This window comes from Kitasatospora sp. NPDC003701, from assembly GCF_053587085.1.
This window is the reverse complement of the sequence record NZ_JBSFNM010000001.1, coordinates 166,536-185,677: the sequence shown is the minus strand read 5'-3', so window position 1 is coordinate 185,677 and position 19,142 is coordinate 166,536. Positions and strand designations below refer to the sequence as shown.

General features: G+C 68.8%; 28 protein-coding genes and 1 pseudogene. 3 read left to right on the top strand and 26 right to left on the bottom strand.

All coding sequences use genetic code 11. The features are described from left to right. Positions 1-223 precede the first annotated feature (223 nt). Positions 224-508: a DUF6158 family protein gene (locus tag ACWDRR_RS00860; protein WP_449770008.1), complete on the top strand. Its 285-nt coding sequence runs from the start codon at positions 224-226 to the stop codon at positions 506-508. Positions 509-632: 124 nt separating this feature from the next. Then, a pseudogene (locus ACWDRR_RS00855) lies at positions 633-1,049 on the top strand (aldehyde dehydrogenase family protein); the annotation flags it as partial. 79 nt (positions 1,050-1,128) lie between these two features. Here ACWDRR_RS00855 and ACWDRR_RS00850 read toward each other — a convergent pair. The 7 genes from ACWDRR_RS00850 to ACWDRR_RS00820 all read right to left on the bottom strand — a co-directional run bounded on the left by ACWDRR_RS00850 (position 1,129) and on the right by ACWDRR_RS00820 (position 4,635). Further along, complete coding sequence (locus ACWDRR_RS00850; RefSeq protein ID WP_449770007.1) at positions 1,129-1,980, bottom strand: hypothetical protein; 852 nt, start codon at positions 1,978-1,980, stop codon at positions 1,129-1,131. Between the two features lie 143 nt (positions 1,981-2,123). Next, positions 2,124-2,555, bottom strand: a complete 432-nt coding sequence (locus ACWDRR_RS00845; RefSeq protein ID WP_449770006.1) for a hypothetical protein — start codon at positions 2,553-2,555, stop codon at positions 2,124-2,126. An 86-nt stretch (positions 2,556-2,641) separates the two neighbouring features. Then, positions 2,642-2,914: a hypothetical protein gene (locus tag ACWDRR_RS00840; RefSeq protein ID WP_449770005.1), complete on the bottom strand. Its 273-nt coding sequence runs from the start codon at positions 2,912-2,914 to the stop codon at positions 2,642-2,644. An 11-nt stretch (positions 2,915-2,925) separates the two neighbouring features. Further along, the gene (locus tag ACWDRR_RS00835) at positions 2,926-3,132 is read right to left on the bottom strand and encodes a hypothetical protein (RefSeq protein WP_449770004.1); all 207 of its coding nucleotides are present in this window, start codon (positions 3,130-3,132) and stop codon (positions 2,926-2,928) included. After that, positions 3,129-3,578: a hypothetical protein gene (locus ACWDRR_RS00830; protein WP_449770003.1), complete on the bottom strand. Its 450-nt coding sequence runs from the start codon at positions 3,576-3,578 to the stop codon at positions 3,129-3,131. The genes ACWDRR_RS00835 and ACWDRR_RS00830 overlap by 4 nt, the downstream gene beginning before the upstream one ends. A 383-nt stretch (positions 3,579-3,961) precedes the next feature. Continuing rightward, complete coding sequence (locus ACWDRR_RS00825) at positions 3,962-4,366, bottom strand: hypothetical protein (RefSeq protein ID WP_449770002.1); 405 nt, start codon at positions 4,364-4,366, stop codon at positions 3,962-3,964. Between the two features lie 89 nt (positions 4,367-4,455). Then, positions 4,456-4,635 (bottom strand): hypothetical protein, encoded by a 180-nt coding sequence (locus tag ACWDRR_RS00820; RefSeq protein WP_449770001.1) that lies wholly within the window; start codon positions 4,633-4,635, stop codon positions 4,456-4,458. Between the two features lie 480 nt (positions 4,636-5,115). Between ACWDRR_RS00820 and ACWDRR_RS00815 the strand changes: the two genes are divergently transcribed. Beyond that, positions 5,116-6,186 carry a Scr1 family TA system antitoxin-like transcriptional regulator gene (locus tag ACWDRR_RS00815; RefSeq protein WP_449770000.1) on the top strand — a complete coding sequence of 357 codons (1,071 nt, stop codon included), beginning with the start codon at positions 5,116-5,118 and terminating at the stop codon, positions 6,184-6,186. A gap of 81 nt (positions 6,187-6,267) precedes the next feature. Here ACWDRR_RS00815 and ACWDRR_RS00810 read toward each other — a convergent pair whose 3' ends face one another. The 19 genes from ACWDRR_RS00810 to ACWDRR_RS00720 form a co-directional block, all read right to left on the bottom strand. Next, complete coding sequence (locus tag ACWDRR_RS00810) at positions 6,268-6,450, bottom strand: hypothetical protein (RefSeq protein ID WP_449769999.1); 183 nt, start codon at positions 6,448-6,450, stop codon at positions 6,268-6,270. A gap of 470 nt (positions 6,451-6,920) precedes the next feature. Continuing rightward, complete coding sequence (locus tag ACWDRR_RS00805; RefSeq protein ID WP_449769998.1) at positions 6,921-7,100, bottom strand: hypothetical protein; 180 nt, start codon at positions 7,098-7,100, stop codon at positions 6,921-6,923. 34 nt (positions 7,101-7,134) lie between these two features. Next, on the bottom strand, positions 7,135-7,353 hold the full coding sequence (locus ACWDRR_RS00800) for a hypothetical protein (RefSeq protein WP_449769997.1): 219 nt from the start codon (positions 7,351-7,353) through the stop codon (positions 7,135-7,137). A gap of 18 nt (positions 7,354-7,371) precedes the next feature. After that, complete coding sequence (locus tag ACWDRR_RS00795; protein ID WP_449769996.1) at positions 7,372-7,935, bottom strand: deoxynucleotide monophosphate kinase family protein; 564 nt, start codon at positions 7,933-7,935, stop codon at positions 7,372-7,374. A gap of 216 nt (positions 7,936-8,151) precedes the next feature. Beyond that, on the bottom strand, positions 8,152-8,319 hold the full coding sequence (locus ACWDRR_RS00790) for a hypothetical protein (protein WP_449769995.1): 168 nt from the start codon (positions 8,317-8,319) through the stop codon (positions 8,152-8,154). Positions 8,320-8,351: 32 nt separating this feature from the next. After that, on the bottom strand, positions 8,352-8,771 hold the full coding sequence (locus ACWDRR_RS00785) for a hypothetical protein (protein ID WP_449769994.1): 420 nt from the start codon (positions 8,769-8,771) through the stop codon (positions 8,352-8,354). A 148-nt stretch (positions 8,772-8,919) separates the two neighbouring features. Further along, positions 8,920-9,096, bottom strand: a complete 177-nt coding sequence (locus ACWDRR_RS00780) for a hypothetical protein (protein WP_449769993.1) — start codon at positions 9,094-9,096, stop codon at positions 8,920-8,922. 11 nt (positions 9,097-9,107) lie between these two features. Then, positions 9,108-10,478 carry a hypothetical protein gene (locus ACWDRR_RS00775; protein WP_449769992.1) on the bottom strand — a complete coding sequence of 457 codons (1,371 nt, stop codon included), beginning with the start codon at positions 10,476-10,478 and terminating at the stop codon, positions 9,108-9,110. Positions 10,479-10,774: 296 nt separating this feature from the next. Next, a complete protein-coding gene (locus ACWDRR_RS00770) occupies positions 10,775-11,203 on the bottom strand; it encodes a hypothetical protein (protein ID WP_449769991.1) in 429 nt (142 codons plus the stop codon). 182 nt (positions 11,204-11,385) lie between these two features. Then, positions 11,386-11,697 (bottom strand): HNH endonuclease, encoded by a 312-nt coding sequence (locus ACWDRR_RS00765; RefSeq protein WP_449769990.1) that lies wholly within the window; start codon positions 11,695-11,697, stop codon positions 11,386-11,388. Positions 11,698-11,710: 13 nt separating this feature from the next. Next, positions 11,711-13,609 carry a DNA polymerase gene (locus tag ACWDRR_RS00760; RefSeq protein ID WP_449769989.1) on the bottom strand — a complete coding sequence of 633 codons (1,899 nt, stop codon included), beginning with the start codon at positions 13,607-13,609 and terminating at the stop codon, positions 11,711-11,713. A gap of 10 nt (positions 13,610-13,619) precedes the next feature. After that, a complete protein-coding gene (locus ACWDRR_RS00755) occupies positions 13,620-15,047 on the bottom strand; it encodes a DNA primase family protein (RefSeq protein ID WP_449769988.1) in 1,428 nt (475 codons plus the stop codon). Beyond that, positions 15,044-16,063 carry a toprim domain-containing protein gene (locus ACWDRR_RS00750; protein WP_449769987.1) on the bottom strand — a complete coding sequence of 340 codons (1,020 nt, stop codon included), beginning with the start codon at positions 16,061-16,063 and terminating at the stop codon, positions 15,044-15,046. Before ACWDRR_RS00750 ends, ACWDRR_RS00755 begins: the two co-directional genes overlap by 4 nt. Before the next feature lie 20 nt (positions 16,064-16,083). Continuing rightward, positions 16,084-16,419, bottom strand: coding sequence for a hypothetical protein (locus tag ACWDRR_RS00745; protein ID WP_449769986.1), 336 nt, complete (start codon positions 16,417-16,419; stop codon positions 16,084-16,086). Beyond that, the gene (locus tag ACWDRR_RS00740; RefSeq protein WP_449769985.1) at positions 16,416-16,583 is read right to left on the bottom strand and encodes a hypothetical protein; all 168 of its coding nucleotides are present in this window, start codon (positions 16,581-16,583) and stop codon (positions 16,416-16,418) included. Before ACWDRR_RS00740 ends, ACWDRR_RS00745 begins: the two co-directional genes overlap by 4 nt. A gap of 11 nt (positions 16,584-16,594) precedes the next feature. Beyond that, positions 16,595-16,891, bottom strand: coding sequence for a hypothetical protein (locus tag ACWDRR_RS00735; protein ID WP_449769984.1), 297 nt, complete (start codon positions 16,889-16,891; stop codon positions 16,595-16,597). Positions 16,892-16,952: 61 nt separating this feature from the next. Next, positions 16,953-17,234 (bottom strand): hypothetical protein, encoded by a 282-nt coding sequence (locus tag ACWDRR_RS00730; RefSeq protein ID WP_449769983.1) that lies wholly within the window; start codon positions 17,232-17,234, stop codon positions 16,953-16,955. Positions 17,235-17,320: 86 nt separating this feature from the next. Further along, the gene (locus ACWDRR_RS00725) at positions 17,321-18,091 is read right to left on the bottom strand and encodes a recombination directionality factor (protein ID WP_449769982.1); all 771 of its coding nucleotides are present in this window, start codon (positions 18,089-18,091) and stop codon (positions 17,321-17,323) included. A gap of 97 nt (positions 18,092-18,188) precedes the next feature. Beyond that, a complete protein-coding gene (locus ACWDRR_RS00720) occupies positions 18,189-18,908 on the bottom strand; it encodes a hypothetical protein (protein ID WP_449769981.1) in 720 nt (239 codons plus the stop codon). Positions 18,909-19,142: the final 234 nt, after the last annotated feature.

The window sequence follows — 19,142 nt, the reverse complement described above, 5'->3', positions numbered from 1 at the left end:
TCGTACGATCCGCCCACCCCCCGCCACCCCGGAGGGCAGATCCCGCGCACCCCCCGCGCCACCCGTGGCGGCGGGGCCGCCCGCCTGGCGGAAGCCGCCGGGGGCGACGACACTGCCCGTACGGGACTTCCCGCCGGTACTCCGGCGAGCCCCGCACCTGGTGTACCGGTCACGGTGACGGGGCACCCGGGTACTGGGGGCCCGCGCCGAGGAGGTAGTGGACATGCGGCACGCCGACGACGCTCCGCACATCAGGCCCGAGGGCATCTCCGCGCACGCCCTGGGCAACGACACGTTGCTGCACGAGCTGGAGCAGCTGCACCGGACCAGGCACGAGACGTTCCTGTACGGGTCGGAGGAGGCCCTGAAGCGGCACACCCTGCGGACCGGGCAGCTGGAGGCGGAGTACCTGCACCGGTTCCCGAACCGGCTGGTCACGGCCGGCCGGACCAGGGCCGGTGCCCGCGCCCGCGGGGCCGCCGCGCGGGTGGAGTCGCTCCCGGAGTGAGGCCGGAACGACCGGCGCCCGGCGGGACACGCCGGGCGGCGGTGGTGCGCTCGGGGCGGGGTGTCGGCGAGGGTGGAGCAACGACTCCGGAGCAACCCCCCACGGACACCTGGGAGCCCACCGCATGGCCATCGCAAGCGTCAACCCCGCGACCGGCGAGACCCTGGAGACCTTCGAAGCGCTGGACGCCGCCGGCATCGAGCAGCGGCTGGCCCGCGCCGACGCGACGTTCCAGACCTACCGCACCACTTCCTTCGCGTACCGCGCCGAGCTGCTGCGCCGCGCCGCCGACCTGCTGGACGAGGACCGGGAGGCCGTCGCCCGCACGATGACCGAGGAGATGGGCAAGCCGCTGACGGCCGCCCGTGCCGAGGCCGCCAAGTGTGCGAAGGCGATGCGCTGGTACGCCGAGAACGCCGAGGCGCTGCTCGCCGACGAGCACCCCGCCCCGGCCGACGTCGCCGACTCCGGCGCCGCCCGCGCCTACGTCCGCTACCGCCCGATGGGGGTGGTGCTGGCGGTGATGCCGTGGAACTTCCCGAAGTCGCGCGGACGTATGTACACCCTACGGCCAACGCCAGGGGCCCCGGTAGGCGCAGTGCCGACCGGGGCCCCTCGGCTCACTCCTCCTCGGTGTCCGCCAGCCACAAACCCCCGGGCTTGTCACCTTGGTCGCCCATCGGGCACATGTCACCGAGGCCCTTGATCCGGTGCCGGGGAAGCCCCCCGTTCGGGAGCACATGGACCGTGTGCCCGCACGCCGGGTTCGGGCACGGGACGTAGGCCGGGGTGCCCTCGGGAACCGTCGCCATCTCATCCAGGTAGATCCGAACGGTCGTGTCGATCTTCACCCGCTGCTCGGCCGTGACTCGGCCCATCACCCCCGTGACGACGTCCAGCACCCTCGACCCGTAGTGGTAGTCCTTGCCCACGACCACCCACTCTGTGCGCTTGGGGTCCGGGTCCACCCCGCCGTCCTCCGTGACCACCAGGGCGTCCCCGAGCTGTTCCACGGACGCCCTCCGCCCCTGAACGGGGACGCCGTCCGCCAGCTCGCCCAGCTCTTCCAGGCGGTTCATCGCGGCGCACAGAGCCAGCCACGCGGCCTCTACCTCGTTCGTGACGCCCTCGGGGTCCTCGGCCTCCTCGGAGGCCGTTGACGCCACCCTGCGCGGCCCCGGCGCCCAGTCTCCGGGCTCAGCCGGAGGGGGGTCGATCACGTAGGCCACCCCGTCCACGTTCCCCAGCAGGTAGGCGCCCGCCGTCATGGGGTCCTTGAAGTCGATCTGTGGGATCGGCCCGGAGAACGGCCGGAGCCTCACGGGGTACTCAGCACTGCCCGGCTCGACCACCGCCACCGCCTCCGCCGGGCTCTTCCCCCTCGGGTACACGTGCCCCGTCTCTACCTCGGTCACCCACTGGTCGGTAGAGATGATCCACCGGCCGTCGTCCTGGCTGCTCTGATCAGTCATGCGGGCAGGCTAACCACCAACCCACCCTCGACGTGCGGGAATCGTCGACTCTCCCCCCGACGAACGACGGCCCCGCCGGCACTCGGTCCGACGGGGCCGCGGGGCTCCATCTCCCCTTTCTGGCCTACGTGTTGCACCAGGTACTACGGGAAAAGCCGATAGCTGTTGAGCTTTTGGTTCTCGGCTTCCCACCGGGCGGCGGCGGCCTCGCGCGGATTCCGGATGTGAAGCCCCCAGGCGCGGTACAGGGCCCGCAAACAGTGGGGAGTCACACCCTGCTGTTTCGCGATCCTGCCCAGGCCCACACCTTCGGCGTGCTGCTTCTCGACAAGCGCTCGGTCCACCTCCGGCGGCTCCCGCTCAGGCAGGCGACTGTGGAACTCCGGGGTGGCCGGACGACTGCTCTTGTTCTTCCGCTTGAGGACGCCCCACCTGTCGAACCACGTGCTCATGGTCGGGGCGGACACCCCGACCTGGCGCCCCAATTTCTTCAAGCTAGCCCCGGCGGCATAGGCGGCGATCAGATCGGCGCGGGCACTGCCAACCGGCTCAGGGATCTTCTCGAACTTCCCCACGATCTTCCGTTCTCACTAGATGCGAAAGGCCCCGCCCGTGCGTCTTGGGGGGACGCGCGAACGGGGCCGGTAGAGGGGCGGTTGGGTCAGCGCCCCACGTTGTAGACCGCCAGCCACGTGACGATGGCAGCAGCGAGGATCACCAGCGCCCAGACGGCCGCCCTGCCCATCTTCGGCTCAGGGTGTCCGAGGGCTCTCCGGGCCGCCGCGATCCGGTAGCTCAAGTACTCCTCCTCAGCCACCCCGGCCCCGATGTCCGCGTTACGGATGCGCGGCGCGACCCGCTCGAACTCCTCGGCCGACAGCCCACTCAAGGCGGTCTCCAAGCGTCGCTGCCTGTCGTCCATCTCGTCGTCCACCTTCGCGCGTCCTAGCGGGCCCTGCGCCACACCGAGACCACCAGGGTAACGACCATCCCAATGCCGACCACGACGGGCGCCCCGACCACCATGCACCCGGGGTTCTCCCCGGACGCCTGGTTGTCGGACGGCTTGCTGTGCTTGCCACCGGAGTCTTGCTGCTTGTGCTTCGGCTTCGGGCGCTCGGCGGCGTCCCGGTACTCGTCGTATTCGCTCACGGTTCCTCCTCGGGAGTGGTCGTGCTGGCGGTCTCGGCGGCGTCCTCGGTGGACACCGTCACGTGAGTGGCGAGGTACTGCACGAACCGGGTGTGGCCCGTCTCCCGGCCGTGCGCGGCCATGTCGTGGGCGAGTAGTTCCGGGGGCAGGGCCTCCCCGTCCCCGGTCTCCCACAAACACTCATCTTCGTCGGGGCAGTCGCACCGGTCGTCGTCCTCGTGCGGGCACTCGACGCCCAAGCACTGAGCTATCCCCGCCGGGGTGATCTCCGGGTCCGGGGCCACGGTGATGCCCGCCATCAGGAGGGCCGCGAGCGTCGCGCCCTGGTCCTCCTCCTCGGGCGGGGCGGGGAGATCGTCCGCCGTCTGCTGCACCGGGACGTCCGCGCCCTCCGCCCGGTTGGCGCTCGGTTCGCACGTCGTGTGCGCGAGCGGGTGGTTCGGCATGCTGCACTCTCTCTAGCGTCGGGTGTGCTTCCGGGGACTCCCCTCTGTCGGGAGGACGGCCGGAGTGGTAGCGGCGGAGGGGGCGACGGCGGGGCGGCGGCCACCAAGGGAGAACGCTCACGCCCTCTTGCCATCCGCCAGACGGGCCGTCAGCCAGGCAACGTCGCCCACAGGGCCGGGGTGCGCCCCGTCTCGCACTTCGATGCCGCTCAGGGGGCACCAGGACAGTTCGGCAGCCAGCGCGTTCCTCGTGTGAGGAGACAGCCGACGATCGGCCACCAGGACCGTCCGGGCACAGTCGCTCCGGGGACAGGTCACCGCGACGACGTCGCCGGTCCGGTGGTTCCGGGTGACGGTGATCGAGACGGGAACGTGCCAGGACTTCACGCCACCCCCCACACGTCGACGTCGGCACCGAACCCCCGCGTCACCAACGCGATGCGGGTCCGCACCAAGTCCTCGATGGTCGCGTTTTCCTGGGGGGCCGCCCGCTGCACGAACCGCCCGTTACCGATGGCACTCATGAACGAGACCAGCATTCGGGGCAGCGATTCAGCGGCCTTGGACACCTCGGCCATGTGCGGCGTGACGGCGAACAGGTCGTCCGCGTCGTACTCGACAGCCAGCGTGGCCACGTCCGCCCAGGACTTGACCAGCTTGCGGACGTACGCCGGGGTGAACACCGGGTTGGCCATCATCATGCGCTTGGTGATGTCCTCCGCGTACGCGTAGAACGGGCCGTCGAGCAGCAGCTCAACCCCTCGCGAACGCGTCTCCGTGCTCGGCATGTCCTTACTCCTCCCCATAGTTGAGGCGCCGACCGGTCGGCCGGCGCCTGGCTCCCCGGGCGTGCGTGACCACACCCGGGGATGTCCCGTTAGCTGGGGGACATGAAGCTCTGCGCCCACCGGTGGCGGGCGTTGATCGCGTGGCTTGCCCGCTGGAGGCGCCGCAGGGTCAGCGACTCAACTACCGGCTCAAGGTGGGACTTGGGCTCGGCCTGGTCGTCCTTCTCCTGCGCCTCGTCGGCGGGGGGCGGCGGGAGTTCACGACTCATCAGGAATCACCTGGCACTCGTCTCGGAGATGCTCACCGAGGCTGAGGTGAACGAGACGGCTGATGGTGGGGTGGGTCTCGGCGGGGTACTGCCGGAGCGCGTCCGCCAGTTTGGCGCAGTCCGCGCACTCCAGCCCCGTTCCGGCGAACGCGTCGGGGGCAGGGGGAAGGGTCGCGAGGGAGCTACGGCCGTCCACGCTGCGCCGCCTCCTCCCAGCCCAGGGGGGCGTACTGGAACGGGTCCGGCCGAGCCGACGCCCGCGCCGTCTGATACTCACTCAGACAGGCGTGCGCCAGCTCGGCGGTCGCCCGCTTACCCGGAGGACGCCGGGGGGACGTCACCACGACAACGGGGGGAGGGTCGATGTCCATGGGGGGCCATCTCCTTACGTTGAGGTGTGATACAGACAACTCCTCTGGGTAAGGGCTTGGCGACATTGCGTCTGGGAAATATCGGACTGTCACGAATGGGGTTGCGCGTATGGCAGGTAAGCCACTAGCGACGAAGGTGAAGCCGGAGACGTTCGCATGGCTTCTCAAGGACTTGCGACGGGCCGGGGGGTACACCACGTCCGGCGCGTTCGCCGACGCGGTGCACGTGTCGGACAGCTACGTTCGCAAGGTGGACGGGCTGCGACTCCGGCCCGCCCGCACCTACGCGGTGTCGTGCGACTCCCTGTTGGGCACCAACGGCCAGCTCACCCGACTATGGGACGACGTGGACTGGTCGATCCTCGATCACCCGGACTGGTTCCGGACCTACGCCGCCAAGGAAGCGGAAGCGCTCCGAATCAGGGGCCTGCACACCGAGCGGATTCCGGGACTGCTCCAGACTGCCGACTACGCGCGAGCACTCGTTCGACACCTGAGCCCGGACGACGACCCCGACGAAATCGAGCAGACCGTTCAAGCGCGACTGCTCCGACAGGCGCGCTTCCTCGACCCCGACGGGCCAGAGCTGGTGGCCATAGTGGACGAGGGTGTGATCTGGCAGCACGTTGGCGGCCGGTTGGTCATGCGTGACCAGCTCGACCACCTCCTGAATGTGTCCGAGAGACACCCGAACATTCAGGTACACATCGCGCAACGGGAGTTGGGCGAGCAGACGGGTAACGGAGGGTTCCACCTCCTGAGCCTCCCGAACGGCTCGACGCTGGTCTACGCGGAAAGCCTTGGGAGTGGTCGTTTCATCACGGATGCGGGCAAGGCGGCGGAACACTCCCGGGCCTATGATCGGCTTCGGCGGGCCGCGTTGAACGGCACGGATTCCGCCGCAGTGATCCGCCGTGCAATGAGGGAGCTTGTGAACGTGACCACCACCCCCGTCCTGACTGTCGATTGGCGCCAGCCCCCACGCGACTGGAAAACCAGCACGTACAGCCAGGGCGACGGCGGAGAGTGCGTGGAAGTAGCGGCCAACGTCGCCGCCACCGAGGGCGTTGTTCCGGTACGGGACAGCAAGGACCGCCAGGGCCCCGTCCTGGAGCCCACCACGGCCGCATGGGCGGCCTTCCTCGCGGGCGTCCGGGCCGGAGACTTCGGCACCGTCTAACGGCCCCTGACGGCCCCCTCGGCACCCCGTCGACCCCTCCCCGGGGCGGCGGGGTTTCGTCATGGCTGACGACCCGCCCGCTCAGGGTTGCCCGTCCGGCGGAGGCTCCACGTAGTCCTCCCCCACCACGAAGTACCGGCGGTTCAGCGGATCCCACTGACGTGCCATCAGAGCGAGCAGGCGCCCGGACGCCTTGTGTCGCATGACCACCCGGAACAGCAGCGCCTTACGCCCTCCGGGTATCCAGTACATACGTTCGGACATGCTCACCACCGTCCGCGTGTGCCGCGCCAGCTCGGCGTGCGAACTGATCCACAGCTCGACAGGGGTAGTCGGCACGTCTGGCCAAGGCGACGGGGCCGTGAACCAGCCACTCCCGCCGTCCTCGGACTCTTCTACGAGCATCACCACATTGGGCTCTTCGGGGCCCCTGAGGGCCTGTCGCAAGCCCTCTGGGGGCCGACGTGAGCTGGGGCCTATGTCGTCACCCATGGTCACATTTTCGCCCCGAGTGACCAGCCTCGCACGTTGACCCGTTCGAGTGCCATTAGTTTGGCTAAGTAAAGATTTAGCCCTAAAAGAAAAGGGGCCCCGACCGAAGTCGGGGCCCGAGGGGTCCAGTCGTGCAGCGGGGGCGAACAAGCCAATCCCTCACGTGAGGGATTGGCTTGGACTCCAGACACAAAGAGGCCCGGCACCCCAGGGGGATGCCGGGCCGTAACTCGCTTGGCGGATCAGCCGGTCCACCACTCGGGGGTTCGGCGCGGCTTGCGCAGCTCCCCCCGCTCAAAGAGACGCACATCACGCCCGTCTGCGATGGCCACATGGTAGTCACCATCGCTCACCAGGCGGACGACCCCCCAAGCGTCCTTCTCGTCACCCTCGCGAATGTAGACGAACGTGCCGGACTTCATGGCGTCTCCCTTGTTTGGCTGCGGTGCCGTCACTCTAGCTCATGGACGGGAGGTCGTCCCTGTAGCCGGGCACCTCGTTCCGGACCCGGGCGTCTGCGGCATGCTCCCGCCGGAGGCGTCGCGCGGTCGGGCAAGCCTCGGGGAATGGGGTGTCGAAAGCCCCGTACGCCTCGGCCCGGTGCCGCATCTCCTCGTACTCCTCCGCCAGCAGGTTGTACGCCTCGGCCGGCACGGCCCCGAGGGCTGCAATCACTCGGTGTCGGATCGTCATCTAGCTTGCCTCACTTACGAGTTCGTCAATCTTGCGGTGAAGGTCGGTCAGGGTGCCGTCATTCAGGACAACATGGGTACACAGTTCCCGCCCCAGCGTCTCGCTGGAGTGTGCGCCGTCCTCGGCGATGCCGGGCCGGGCAAGGTAGACGAGCGCGAACCCCCGGCGGAGCAGTGCCCGAGCCTCGTTGGGGAATCGCACGTCCGGCACCACGAACGGCGTGCTCGGCGCGGCGTCGATGTCGTCGCAGAGCTGATCCAGCCAGAACGTGGTGCCGACGTGTTCGCGAACCCCCTCCGAGCCGAGGCGCTGTAGGAACCGGCGTGCCTCGGGGTATCGGTCCTTGACAGACTCCCAACCCCATCGGTCCACCACGTCCCGGAGGTACACGGGCAAGTGCCCCATGCCGCATGGCTCATAGGCCACCACCGGGTTCACGTCGTACGCCATGCACTTGAGCGGGTCGGCCAACGCCACTCGTACGAAGGCGTGTTCGTCCGCCAGGCGGGCGGCCACAGTGTCCTTGCCTGTCCGGGCCCGGCCGATGATCCCAATGCCTCTCACTTGCTGCTCTCCTCGTACCTCACGCAGTAGACCACCGGGACCACCTGCACCCGGGGTACGTTGTTCACGATCGTTGTTGTGGTGTGCAGAGTTGACGCATGCTCAAGGCATCGCCGGCCGTCTCCGCACCCCGTCAGCACGGTGGCGGCGGCGAGCATCACGCCCGCCGCCACCCCTGCCCGCGCAATTCCGCGGTTCACTTGCCTCTCTCCTCGGTCACGGGGAACAGCAGGGCCCGGAGCAGTTGGCCGAGCATCCGGAACGCATCGCCAACGGGGCCCCCTCGTACAGGAATTGGGCCAGGCGCATGGTCGCCTCCACCCGGGCCGCGTAGGTCACCCCGTCCATGTAGCCTCGGGCGTTCGTGGCCATCTCGGTGGCCATCTTCTGAGCGCAGTTCAACGCCTCCTCGCGAGTCACCGCGCATCCCCGGACATCAGGAACCGCGCCATCATCAGACGGGACTCAAGAGAGGAGTCCTTGCCCAGAAGTTCGGTCGCCCGATGGAACGCCCGCTCCCGGCCCTCGGTGCCCGGCTGCGGGAGCATGGTGTTCAGGAACGGGACGGCCGCAGGGTCGACACTGCCGATGCTCCCTGACAATCCCTCACGTGAGGGAATGGCCGCCGGGGTGGCGGACTCCGCCAGCGAACGCCCCTGGCGTTCGGCATCCTTGACGGCGTTGACCAGAGCGTCTATGTCGGCCGGGTCCAGGTAGACGGAGGCCAGCCCGTCAGGCAGGTTGACGACGGTCAGCACGACGTCCCCGTTCGCGTGCGTCGTCACGTCAAGCTTGTCGCCGGGGCCGTCGTACTTGCAGGGGAAGGTGTGCGGCATCTCTCTCCTCTGAGGGTCGCTCAGTCTTCGGCGTCTGCCCGGTCCCGGAGGGCGTCCAGCTCCTCGCGGTCCCACTGGTCCAGCACGGAGGCACCGGCCAGCGCGGCATCCTCGGGGGTCAGGTACTTGCTCACGACACACTCACTCCTTAGCGCAGGCCCAGGCGGGCCAGCAGTTCCTTGTACGTCTCTCCGGCGGCGGGGGCGGCCGGAGTCGCGGCCCGCGCCCGCGCGAGGCGGGCCGGGTCGTCGGGAAGCTTCACGGGCGGCCCGGGAACCATCGGGGCATCGATCATCCGGGCGGCGGCGTAGGCGTTGCACAGCATGTGATCTCTCCTCAGACGTTGGCGCGGCGGCGGGCATCCCGAACGGCAAGCCGTTCCATGACGGGCGACCCGTAGGCGAAGTACTCCCGGATCTGACGCAGCATGAGCGCCAGATCAGCCGGCGTGCGGGTGAAGCGGTCGAACTGTTCGGGGTGGTTGAAGTCCTCCCACGCGCGGTTCTCCCACTCCGTGGGCACGGCGGCCTCCTCCTCGACCTCTTCCACCGGGCCGTACTGCTCGACGAGATGGGCGATCTTGACGCCGTACTCTTCGCGCTCCTCGGAGGTCTTGGCGACCAGAGGAGTGCCCTCCGGACGGTTCCGGCGGTTGGCCGCAGACTCGGCGCGGGTGCCCTCGGGAACGGTCGGCTCGACGTACCGCGTGGGATGGTCGATCGGCTCGACCTTGCGGACAGCGCCGAGGATCGGCATTGCCTTGCGCGGGGCCGACTTGGCGACGGGCACCCCGCCGCGCAGCTTCTTGGCCTCCCGGGACCACGACGCCTTGACGGTGCCCTCGGTCTTGCCGAGGACGGAGGCCACGGCCTTGCCGTCCATGCGGCCGTCCGGCAGCAGCATCGGCGCGCCCTCGAAGCCGAACGCCAGCTCAGCTATTCGGCGGTTGGTCGGGCTCATCTTCCCCAGCAGCGCCACACCCGCCATGCCCTGAACCTCACGGTTCATGGCGCGGTTCTGCGCCTCGGTGGTGGGGTCCACGATGGCACCGCGCTTCCGCTTGCCGGAGCCGCCGCCGGTCGTCCGAACGCCCTTGCAGCGCACAGCGTCCCGGGACAGGTCGAGCGGGTACAGCATGTACTCCGGCAGATCGCCCTGCTCCTCGGCCCATGCGTCCTGCAACGGGGCCACAGAGGCCGCCATGGCGTCCTCGGCGTCCTGGCCGCCAGCGTCTATCCGGGCGACCCCTGCAAGGGCCTGCTGGGCCAGCATTACGGCGTCCTCGGAGAGGCGCTGATCCGCCCGGTCGGGCGACATGGCGTAGACCCGGGCCGCTTCGTGGTCGCCCTCGCTCGCCTTGAGCGCGCGGCCGTACCGCTTCGCGATGGCCGAGGACACCGGGCCGTCCGAGTGAGCAGCATCACTGACCTTGCCGGTCGCGCACCCAATCGCGTAGGTCGTGAACTCGGCCGAGTTGTCGGCGGTCACGTCCCATGCCATGAGAGCTTCCCAGAACGCCAGGCGGGCATCCTGCGCGAGATCCTTAGCGGCCTCGACCTGGTCGCCGTCCGTCCGCTCCGCGCGCTTGCGGGCGATGGCCAGGGCGGCGCGTTCCAGCTCGGCGAGGATGAGTTCGACGGCGGGGCGCCCTCCGGCCTCGGGGCGGACGTCAGCCTGGGCCTGGAGAATCAGTTCATTGGTGATCACGTGCGTGTCTTTCTGCGTGCTTCGGGCTGTTCGAGGGGGTTGAAGAGCGGCGGTTAACGCCGGGCCCGGCACGCGCTTTGGCATGTGCGCGTCATAGGTCGGGGCGTGAAGATGGCCCGCACGACCTGCCGGATTTGGGCATGGCGGTGCCCGGGACACGGCCCGTCAAGGTCGACCGCTACCCAGGCATGGCGAAGCCCCGGACACGGCCCGTTAGGTCAGCCGTTGCCGGGGCATGACGAAGCCCCTACCCGCCGAGTGCTAGCCGGAGATAGGGGCTTGGGTTGGGATACGCGCTACGCGCTTGCCCTAGCCGCTCCGGCGAGGCCGGGCAGCACCTGGGCAAGGCTCCTGACGCGAAGGGCGGCGAGGGCCGTCCGGACGCGCGCAAGCGTCACAGCCAGCTTGCGGCGGAAGATCGGGAGGGGACGGCGTCCCCCCGTGCCAGCAACCAGGCGAGCGGCACGCGCCATCACCGCGTAGAGGCGCGCGAGGCGCACGGCGGGGCCAACAAGGGGCCCGGCGACCGTGAACGCCCGCTCGGTCACGGCAGGCTGCGAGCCGCCGCAGAAACCGGCATAGAACGCCGGGGCGGTGGCAGGCGTGATGATGCCCTCGGCCAGCAAGCGCGCCCGAACCCGGGCGATCCTGCGCAGCCGATACCGGCGTGTGCACGCAATCGCCATGGGGCCGGTCGCGAACGCTGCGAATGCGGGTCGCCCCATGGCGTTACCTCCCTCCTCTGTCACCACCGGGACACTCCCGGTTCAACGTTCAACACTCTGCAACATCGCGTAAACAGATTGCAAACTCACCTGCGCCACATCTGACTCCCAGGGAGTTGTTACCAACCCGGGCCGCTCTCATCCGCTGGGAGGAGGTGAGACCACCATAGACCCCCAATCCCTCACGTGAGGGATTGCGACACGCCCCGGGCCGACAGGCCCAATCCCTCACGTGAGGGATTGGCGAACCGGGGGGCCAGCCACTCCCACAGGTCCGCATCACCTTTGCTCGCATTGCACTCCGCGCACGCTGGCCAGACATTCCCGAGGACATCCCGCCCCCCTCGGGCAAGGGGAACGACGTGTTCACGCTCGCTCCAAGGGCGGTCGCAGTAGATACACCGCCACGCGTCCGCCTCCTCCCATGCCGCGAACAGTTGGCGATCCGTCAACGTGGGGGCGGTGCGCCGCCGTTGCCGATAGGCCGCGTACACGGCGCACCCCCTTTCAGGCTGCTCGATAGTCCTCGTCCTCGGGGCACCCGTAGCCGCTCCCCCAGCTAGGCCCGTACACCTCCGGATCGCTCGCAATGTCGATCCCGAAGAATCTCATGTTCATCAACTCGCCTACGCGGACGATCAGTTGCTCAGCCTGGCCGGCGGGGAACGAACAGATCAGCTCGTCATGGACGACCCCCACCACATAGTCCAGTAGTCCGGCCTCCTCGATGCGGATCAGAGCGGCCCCGAGGATGTCCCGGGCGGACGACTGGCACATGTACGCAATGGCGGCGTAGGACTTGTCCCGGTCGAGCTTGAGGACCCGCTCTGAGGGCGTCACCACGGTCATGCCGTGCGCCTGCGCGTCGCGCGTCAGGCGGCGCTGATACTGGGAGAATGCTGGGAGTGCCCTGTCATATTGGTCAACGGCCTGCTTTACCTGACTGACCGGAAGATTCGTCTGTTTCGCCAGAGTGACCGGTCCGCCTGCGTACGCCTTGCCCAGAGAGATGACCTTGCAGAGCTTCCGGCGCTTGTCGTTCTTCAACTCCGCGTCGGTGATCATCTCTTCCGTGAGGCCGTAGACCAGCCGGGCCGTGAAGCCGTGCAGGTCGGCGCCACCGTTGATGGCCTCGATCACGTCGTCTGCCTCGGCGAGGGCGGCCAGGACCCGCAGCTCAACCTGCGCGAAGTCCGAGGCCGCGATCAGATGGCCGTCGTCCGCGACGATGCATCGGCGGATCGACCAGCCGGAGGACGGGAGTTGCTGCAACGGCGGGTTGCTGACCGACCAGCGCGCCGTCCGGGCACCCATGGTGTTGATGTCCGGGTGGATGCGCCCCTCGGCGTCCATGGTGTCGAGCATGGCGCGCGCATAGGAGGTGACCCACTTCCCGGCTCGCTTTGCCCGGAGGACGGCGTCCGCCAACGTGTTGGGCTCCCGCTGGTCCGTACGCTCCCAGTCCTTGTCAAGGTCGGCGAACCGCCGGAGCACGTCCCCGTCAACGGCGGGGGCTCCACTGTCGGTGGTCTCGGTCCAGACCTCGCCCATGGCGGCCAGGGCCTCCGCAACTTGCTTGGGGCTGTTGACCGAAGTGACCCCGTAGCGGGCCGCAACGACGGCGTAGTGGTCGCGCTCGGCCTCCAGGACCCCGATTAGCTGGCGGGTGTAGTCGGCGTCAACGCGCATGCCCTTGCGGCGAATCAGCGCACCGATCTTCATCACGCGGTGTTCATAGGCGAACAGCTTCGGGCCGTAACCTGCCTGCCGGTACAGCTCCCGGAGCGGGGGGACGATACGAGACAGGAGGATGACGTCAAGTCCGGCGTACAGCTCAAAGATCCGGTTGTTGAGGGGGATGCCCTCCCAGCCTGTTGCCTTCGTCAGCCCGATGCGGTTGAACTCGGCCGTGAGGTCCCCCTGAGTGTCCGGGGCCGAGGGGTCAACCAGGGCCGCCGCAAGGGGTTTCAACGACAGACCTAGGCCGCCTTCGTGGTGCTGGCGACTATCGATGAGATGGGCAATCAGCTTGGTGTCCACCACCCGCGCCCATATCTCCTCGACCTTGACGCCGAGGTGACGGTCCGACACCAACAGGTCGAACGCCGCGTTGTGGATGGTGATCCGGGGCAGGGCCCGGAGGGCCCACGCGGCGAGGGCCGCCCACTCCGGGCCCAGCTCCACCGGGATAACCCAGGCAGTGTCAGCATCTCCGAACTGAGCGAGCCTCAGGCGGTAGCCCCGGGCGTAGATGTGGAGACCGGTGGTCTCCGTGTCATAGGCCACCAGTCGGCCGGCGGTCCCCGCGGAATTGATCCACGCGCTGAACTCCTCGGCGTCCTCGGCCGATTGGAGCACGTGCACCCGGACCGTATCCCCGGCTATCTCATACTCGTGCGTGCGCATGTCTCTCCTCTCAGAACGGGTCGCCGGGGGTCGTGTCGCGCTTCACCGCCTCGGCCGTGCGGGCCGGGCCGCCGTACTCGGGCGTCAGTCGAATGCCCCGGTACGTCATGGCGCCGGTCGAGTCCTTGACTTCGGCCACGCCGGAACGCTCCAACTCCCGCTTGACCCACGACGGTTTGAACTTCCCGGAGTCCTCGCCATTGATCGAGCGCCATTCCTTGAGCGACGAATTGAAGACGCTCCGCTTGACCTGTGCGTCGCCGTCGAAGTCGAACAGGTCGCCCACCAGGGGGTGAAGGGGGTTCACCTGGTCCCGGTGCATGGCGGTCGCCTCGTCCACACACCCCGGGGTCACAAGGCCGCCGTCGTAGTAGCGGACGGCCCCGGCGACGACCCACGCGGCTACGCCCTCGGCTTCGGGCCCCTGGATGGTGGGCTCTAGGTCAAGGTCGACGCGACCGGCGAACGACTCCCCGAACAGGACGGCCCGGGTACGCGCCCACAGCGCGGCCCCGCCGTCCGTGAACTCGGGCAAGTGGTTGGTGCAGAGCACCAGGGAGAACCGGGGCGCGTAGCTGAACTGACGGCCGTACAGGTGGCGGGCCGACAGCCGGTCACCGCCGGACACGTTCTTGAGAAGCGCGGTGTTCATCCTCGTACCGGGGTTGCCTTCCTGCGCAACCACGATGCGGGCCGGGCGCATTGAGGCCATTACCTCCGTGTGCGGGCCCGACGAACCACCGGCCTTCTCGAAGGTCTCGAAGGGCACTTCGTGCACCAGGGCGGTACCGAACACCGCCTGCAAGGTGCGCACGATGGTGCCCTTGCCATTCCGGCCCTGAGCGCCGTACCAGACGCCGAGGACGTGTTCCCGCACCTCGCCCGTGATGGCATAGCCGAGGAACGCCTGAACGTACGCCTGTAGTTCGGGGTTGCCCGGGAATACCTCCTCGACGAACTGGAGCCAGCGCGGCGCCCCCGCGTCAGGGTCGTAGGCCACCTCTGCGCACTGCGTGATCATGTCGGCCCGGTCGTGCGGCCGGAGGAGGCCAGACCGCAAGTCCACCGTGCCGTTCTTGAACGCCAACAGGTGGTTCCGGGCATCGAAGTCGTCGGCGACGGCGGACAGTTCCGGCAGTACCGCCATCTCGGCCACAATGCCCTTGCGTTCGCGATGAACCAACATCTTGGACGCCGCGTCAGCCGCCCACGACTCCCCGCGCTCCAGTAGGGTGCGGGCCGCCAGGGTGATGGCCTGCAACGCCGCTCCGTCGCCCTCGGCGTCCTCCCAGACTGCGCCGGTCCAGCGGTACCACCCGAGGCCACGCACGTGCCGCAGGTCGGCGCCCTGGTCCCACGCGACGAACTGAGCGAAGCTCACATGCCGGATGTCTTTGGTGCTCTCCAGCCGGGCACGCCATATGTTCCAGTCGGTCACAGGATCAGTCCTCCTACGCCAGCGCGGCGGAACCGCTCTAGCTCGATCTCTCTCCGCTCCGCGACCGTGAACGGCGCGGGCTTTGCTCTCTCCAACTCGCGGGCGAGGCGGGCCCGGAAGCGCTCCGGGTTCTCCGCCCGAAGGTCTGTCAGGTCCCGGCCCGCCACCCGCCGCAGCACGCGGCACTCGATACCCTCTCGGGCCAGCGCCACGGCAAGCGACTTGACGAACAGTCGGCCGGCTGCGTCTCCGTCTCCCGCGAGCACCACATCCCGGCCTCGGAGGCCGTCAATCAGTTCCCCCAGCAGTTCCAGCGAAGTGCCGAGGGAGGCGCCACGGACTGCCACGGCGTCAACTCCCGCACCGCACACCGACAGCGCATCTCCCGGCCCCTCGGTCACGACCACCAATCCCTCACGTGAGGGATTGGCCGGGAAGTGTCCGAGCTTGCTCCAGACCGCGCCGTCCGGGTTACTGAGGGACAGCCAGCGCCCCGGACACCTGCCGGACAGGTCTCGCCCCTGTGCACCCCGGGTGACTCCGTCGAACCCCGCGAGGGGGACGACCAGTCGGGGGAACCGGGCGAACCGGGTCCCAATCCAATCGGGGTGCTCCGGGATCGGGTCCCACCGGCGCAGGTCCAGCGCCTCGGCCTGCGCGTCGGACAGCCCGAACCGCTCGACGGCGTACGGGAGTCCTGCCGCCGAGGGAAGGCGGTCCAGCCACACCCGGAGTCCGGCCACGTACCGCACACCCACCCGTTCGGGCCGGGCTGCGGGGGCGACCGCCAGGCCGCCAGCGTCGACCCCTCGGAGGTCGGCGAAACGCAGGCCGACGCACGCCAACACGTCAGAAGTAGCGCACCCGGCGCGGCACTTGACGCCCAACATGCCGCCGCCGTGCAGGTTGAACCAGAGCGAGGGCGAGCGGTCCCCGTGCCCCGGGCACAGTGCCAGATACTCCCCCGGCCGCCCGGCGTCCTCGACGCCCGTGAATCGGGCCAGGATCTCAGTCATCCGCACGGGGACCGCCCCTCTCATCTCGACTTGTCTGCAAGGGCCTTCATGACCCGCGCCAGCGTCTCCAGCGTCATCACGGCGTACGCCTTACCGGCCCCGTGCTGACGGCGCTTCACGACCGCTACGCCGAACGGACAGTCGGCGTGCCGGGCCTCCCGCTCGGCCTGGTCCACGAAGCTCGAAAGCTCGATCTTGGCAACGTTCTTGGCCTCGATCACCCACGGCGGGGCGTGGATGTCGCCGACGTCCAGGCGGCCCGTCTGGGCAACGCGCTTGGCGTCCAGGCCGGAGCCGCGCAGGAACCGGACAATGTCCGACTCCCACGCGGTCCCCTTGCGCTTCTCGCGGCTCACTCAGCAGCCCGGAGGATGGTCGCACCCCGGGTGAACGCGACTCCGGCGGCGTCCCAAATCCGGGGCCAGTCCATGCGATCGGTGGCGCCGGGGTGGAGCACCAGGACGTCACCGGAGCGCATGAGACGAATGTCCCCGAGGGCCGGGGTCTGATCCTCAGTCACGATGCGAAGGTTCATCGACCCGCCCGGCGCAGAACCTCGGCGAGCGGGTCACTGCGGAACGGGTCCTCCCACGACGACCGTTCGCCGCCCGGCAGGGTGACGGAACCGACCGCCCCCGCGCCCCAACCCGGACGCTCGATGCCCGCATGCCGGAGGGCGCCAGCGAGGGCCCGCACGTGTCGACGGGGTCCGCCGGTCATGCCGCCCACGTGGTGGAGCACGACGGCCAGGGCCTCGGCTTCCTCGGCGGACAGGGTGAGGGTCACGCCGGTGATGACAGTCTCGGTCTTCTTGACGGCGATAGCCATGTGAATTTCCTTGCTTCGAGGGCGAGTTCGGGGGTGGGGACGGGCGCCGGCCGAGGGGCCGTCAGCTCTCGTCTTCGTAGGCCGGAACCACGACACGGGCGTGTTCGGCGCTGATGGTCACGACGCGCGGGGAACGGCGCTTGACGAACCCTGACTCCACGCCTGTTGGGCGGACCTTGAGCAGCGGGACGACGCGCCCACCGACCACGGCGGACGTCAGCTTGACCACCACGGCGTCAGACATGCGGACCCGGTTGCCAGTTCGGACGGCGTAGGCCACCAGGTCGCCGGGGAGGATTTCCTCGCCCGCATAGTCACAGATACGGCCTCGGGCCTTGCTCATGCTCTCTCCAGGGGGAATCCCTCACGTGAGGGATTGGGGATGGGGGCCGGATCATCGATGTCCGGCCCCGCGGAAGTGAGGGCCCGTCAGAACGGAACGTCAGCGTCGTAGGTCGTCGCGCCCACCGCCGGGGTGTCGAGCTTCGGAGGCTCCGTGATGGCGGTCTCCCACGCCTTGTGCACGGTCACCTTCGGCGCGGTGTAACTGACCTGCTTGCCCGCCATGGGGCCGCGCTTCGGAACGAACTCGATCAGCTCCAGTTCCAGGGTCGCCAGCGCCGGACCGCCCACCTTGTCCAGAGAGTTGGCGAGGGCGAACAGCTCGCCGAGCAGCGCCCACGACGAACTGACGTACCGGAAGACCCCGAGGTCGGGATCGTCGGCCAGCCTGAACTTGATCGAGATGTTCGGCTTGGGCCCCCGGTTGCGCTTGGCCTGATCCTTGCGCTCGGCCAGCAGGGCCGGACAGCCGCACGGCTCGCCCTTGCGGTCGTCGTCAAGGAACGTCGTGCCGGTGCAGTGGTGGAACAGACCGCCAGGGCCGTACAGGCGCATGTCGGCGTACAGGGCGTCAGGGCCGTCGATGACGACGGACACGCGCTTGGCGGCCGTCAGAACCTCGATGCCGTCCTCGCCCTTGGTCTCCCACTCGGCCGGGGCCTCGCCGCCGAACAGCTCGTGAACTGCCTTGCCCACGCTGGGATCCCCGGTCGTGATGCGCCACTCGGCCAGCGACACGGGGGTGTCCTCGATCTGCTTACCCGCCCGGAACCGGCCCACGTAGTCGTCCGCGAACGTCTTCCGCTCCTTCGGGCGGGCATCCGGGTCGGTGTCGAACACGTTCATGTTGCCGAGCAATGTGTCTCCTGCGTGAGTGCATGCTGAGGGCCGGGGCGGCGGTGTGCCGCCCCGGTCACTGGGGTTGAAGTGCGGCGGTTAACGCCCGCCGGGGCGCCTAGTTGGCGCGGCGCTGAGTGCCCGTCACCAGGGCCTCGGGGCCGCCGCTCAGCACCGGCTTGCCAAGGACTCCCTTGGACACGTCACGGTCCCAGCGGTGCATGTGCAGCAGGGCCCGGAAGTGCGTGAACACGCGCTCGGAGACCTCGACGGGCTTGAGCGCCCACTGATCCCCCGTCACATGCAGGACCGCGCCGGCATCCACCTTCGGCATGGCGTACGGGTCGCCCTCGGCAGGGATCACGCGGTCAGCGAAGGCATAGGCGGAGAGCTGCAAACTGACCTCGGGATACGTCGACTTGGACGTCTTGAAGTCCACCATCACCAGCTCGCCGGAGATCCGCATCAGGGCGTCGAAGCTTCCCGCGTAGCCGAACCGGTCGGACCACGCGACCTCTTCCATGGCGATGACCTCGGGCTGTGCCCGGTCCAGGAACTCAGCGAAGTGCCGGTGGTACGGGACCAGGTCCGGGTGCACCCTGCCTACCACCTGCCCACGCGCCATACGCTCGAACAGGTCGTGCGCCGAACTGCCCAGCTCTGCGCGGGCCTTGGTGTACCTCGACGCCGCCCCCTTGAGATACTGGACGGCCCCCTCACGGTCACGCTCGGCCATCTGCGCGATGAACTCCAGCGAGTCGACGCAGAGTTCGGCCGTCATCTTCGCCGACCAGTGCTGTAGGAACGGCTTGGCTTGCATGTTGATGACGCTGGTCACGCCGGGAAGCTTGATCTCCGCGTTCCCGGGATCGATGTAGAACCGCGATCCGCCTCGGTGGATGGTCCGCACTGCGCCCATGGGGGCCCCTCTCGCTGGTGTCGTCCCTTGCGATCGGGTTGAAGTGCGACGGTTAACGGGCCCCGGGCCGGAGGGCCAACGGCAGAAAAGTTGCCGTCCCCGTAGACCTCCTACACGTGTCAGGGGGTTTAGGCGGACGGCAGAATTTCTGCC